Below are 3160 nucleotides of genomic sequence, written 5' to 3'. Positions count from 1 at the left end.
GTGTCCGGACGAGAAGGTCTCGTCCTACGGTATCGTCGCGGGGGACAAGACGGATGACCCGCGCCTCATGCGCGTGCGCGACATGATCGAGAAGCCGAGCCTCGAGGAGGCGCCGAGCCGAAGCCGCGAGGGCGGACCTGCGCGCGCGCTCGCCGGGATCCGCCGCAGCGCAGGGGGCGTCTCCGCGGATCCAGGCGTCGATCGCGCAGCTCGGCGCGTCGGCCGCGTGGGAGCACAGCGGGAGGCAGAACTGCGTCACCTCATCGACCTCCGGGAAGACGCCGAGGACGTCCGACACCTCCACGTGGCCCAGGCCGAAGGAGCGGACGCCGGGCGTGTCGACGATCCAGCCGCCCTCGGGAAGCTCGAAGGCCTGCGAGGAGGTCGAGGTGTGACGCCCCCGGCCCGTCACCTCGTTGACGTGCCCGACGGCGCGATTCGCCTCCGGCACCAGCGCATTGATGAGAGTCGACTTGCCCACGCCCGAATGGCCGACGAGGACGGAGAAGCGGTCCTTCAAAGCCCCGCGCAGGTCCTCGAGCCCCTCCCCGGGCGCGTCCGAACGCGTGACGATGGTGCGCAGGCCGAAGGGGGAATAGGCGTCGAGGAGCTCTGCGGGGGAGGCGAGATCGGCCTTGGTGAGGCACAGCAGGGGCTCCAGGCCTGCCTCGTAGGCCGCGACGAGGCAGCGGTCGATCATGCCCGTGCGCGGCGGGGGATCCGCCAGGGCGACGACGATGCACATGATCTCCGCGTTCGCCACGATCGCCTTCTCGCCCTTCGCGTCGGGCGCGTCCTCCAAGGAGCGGCGCAGGACCGAGGCGCGCTCCTCGACGGCGACGATCCGGGCCAAGGTGTCGTGGCGGCCCGACAGATCGCCGGTGACGCGCACGAGGTCGCCCATGATGACCGAACCGCGGCGCAGCTCCTTCGCGCGGACGGCGAAGACGCGGACCCCCGACTGCTCGAGGCGGAGCGTGTAGCGTCCGCGATCGACGCCGATGACGCGGGCGAGCGGTTCGCGCGACCAATCGGGACGGACCTTGGTGCGCGGCCTCGAGGACTTGCCCGCACGGACCTTGACGCGCGGATCATCGGTTCCGATATCGCGCCTCATGCGCTCCTCCCGGATGACACGCACGCCCGCCAGAGCCCGGGGAAATCGGGGAGGGTCTTCGAGGTCGCCGCCACGTCGTCGAGGGTCGTCCCCGGAGCGCGAAGACCGAGGATCGCGGCGAAGGTCGCCATCCGGTGATCGCCCCACGCGCGGTGCGCGGCGGGCCTCAAGGGGCGGGGGTCGATCTCGAGTCCGTCGTCGTGCTCGACGACCCGCGCGCCCGCGGCGCGCAATCCGCTTGCGAGTGCCCTGAGGCGGTCGGTCTCGTGGCCGCGCAGGTGGGCGATGCCCCGCAGTCGCGAGGGGGTCCGCGCGCAGGCGCAGATCGCCGCCAGCGAAGGCGCGAGCTCCCCGATGTCGGACATGTCGATGTCGATCCCCGTCAAGGCGCAAGCTTGTGGGCCGTGCAGGACGAGGTCGGCCCCCTCGCGCTCGCAGCGCGCCCCCATCGCGGTGAGGATGCGCCTCCAGGCGTCGCCCGCCTGCGTCGTCGCTTCGGGCCAGTCGGGAATCCTCACTTCGCCTCCGCAGACCATCGCCGCAGCGAGGAAGGGCCCGGCGTTCGACAGATCCGGCTCGATGACCTCGTCAAGGGGGGCGGGCCGGCCCGGTTCGACGCGCCAGGCGGAGTGCGGTTCGGCGGCGATCCTCTCGATCCGGCACCCGCGGCGCACGAGGGCGGCCACGGTCATCTCGATGTGGGGCGCGGAGACCAAGCGCCCGGGGGCGCGCACCTCCAGGGGCGCGCCCAGCAGCGGAGCGGTGAGGAGGAGGGCGGAGAGGAACTGCGAGGACTCCCCGGCGTCCACTTCGACCCATCCGCACTCCGGGACGCGCAGCGGCCCTCGGATCGTGAAGGGGAGGCGCCCGGGGGCGCCTTCGAAGGAGATGCGCGCCCCGAGGTCCTCGAGGGCGGCGAGGAGGGGGGCGAGGGGGCGCTCACGGGCGGCGCCGTCCCCGTCGAAGCGGGCCGGGGCCGCCGAGAGGGCGGCGAGGGGGGGAAGGAAGCGCATGACCGTGCCCGCGAGGCCGCAGTCGATGCTCGCGCTCCCCTCGCGCTCGCCGTCGAGGGGCGTCACGCTCAGCGGATCGCGGCCGACGGGGGAGAGCGCGGCCCCCAGGGCTTCCAGGCCCGCGGCGAAGAGGCGCGTGTCGCGCGAGTCGAGGACGCCGTGAAGGCGGGAGGGGCCGCTCGCGATCGCCGCGAGGTGCAGGGCGCGCGCCGACAGGGACTTCGAGCCCGGCAGGCGCACGGTCGCGCGGATCGGGCCCTGGGACGCCGGTGCCTTCCAGGGCGTCATCGAGCCGCATCCGCACGCGGGGCGCAGCGGCGGCGCTCGATCTCGCGCGCCGCCGCGATGCGCTCGCGCTGCACCTTCCGGTTCGACATCCTCCATGCGGCCGAGGGCTCTCCGACGCGGTCCGTCGAGGCGATCGCCAGGCCGCCGACGAGGGCGAGGCGGCGCGCGAGTTCGGAGGCGAGGGCGATGCGCTCCTCGCGGTCCTCGCCCCTCCACACGGGGGCGTTGATGAGCGCCATGGGAAGAGCGATCCCGGCGAGGAGGGCCGCGGAGGTCCGCGGGGCCCGACCGGTGGCGAGGGCGATGCCCGCCGTGAGCGACACGGCCCCGAGAACGCGGGTCGTCAGGCGAAGATCCTCTTCCTCGAGTCCGGCCCCGGGGGCGATGCGCTCGGCGATCGGAAGGACGAAGGAGGCCCTGGCGACGTGATCGGCGGGCTTGAGGAGTGCGGAGATCCCGTCGTGGATGAAGGGGGCGGCCAGGAGCGGGCGCGCAAGGGCTCTCAGGATGTTCATGCCTCCATTGTCGAGCCCCCGGCCTGTTTCGTCGACCACAACGCGCGCGTGCGCGGAATAGGGGGAGGATCCGGAGCGTTCACGGGGCATGGGGGAATCACCGATCGTGAACCGCTGCGGGACGGGCGCTAGGCTGAAGCGCGATGGAGGAGATCGGTCAGGGCGGGGGCGCCTCGCCCGGGGACGAACGCGGCGCGCTGCGGGAGCGCTTCGCCCGCGAAGAGTAT

3 protein-coding genes are annotated in these 3160 nt (G+C 73.3%); all 3 read right to left on the bottom strand.

From position 1 onward, the window contains the following. The coding region (rsgA, locus tag ACQY7V_RS03355) for a ribosome small subunit-dependent GTPase A (protein WP_428638911.1) at positions 1-1117 on the bottom strand (1117 nt) is incomplete at its 3' end. Further along, positions 1114-2418, bottom strand: a complete 1305-nt coding sequence (gene aroA, locus ACQY7V_RS03350) for a 3-phosphoshikimate 1-carboxyvinyltransferase (RefSeq protein WP_428638909.1) — start codon at positions 2416-2418, stop codon at positions 1114-1116. The genes aroA and rsgA, both read right to left, overlap by 4 nt. Next, positions 2415-2933, bottom strand: coding sequence for a DoxX family membrane protein (locus ACQY7V_RS03345; protein ID WP_154478296.1), 519 nt, complete (start codon positions 2931-2933; stop codon positions 2415-2417). Before ACQY7V_RS03345 ends, aroA begins: the two co-directional genes overlap by 4 nt. Positions 2934-3160: the final 227 nt, after the last annotated feature.

Source organism: Schaalia sp. (genome assembly GCF_050312375.1).
Lineage (GTDB): Bacteria > Actinomycetota > Actinomycetes > Actinomycetales > Actinomycetaceae > Pauljensenia > Pauljensenia hyovaginalis.
Note: the sequence above shows the minus strand (reverse complement) of the source record. Positions and strands in the feature narration are given on the sequence as shown.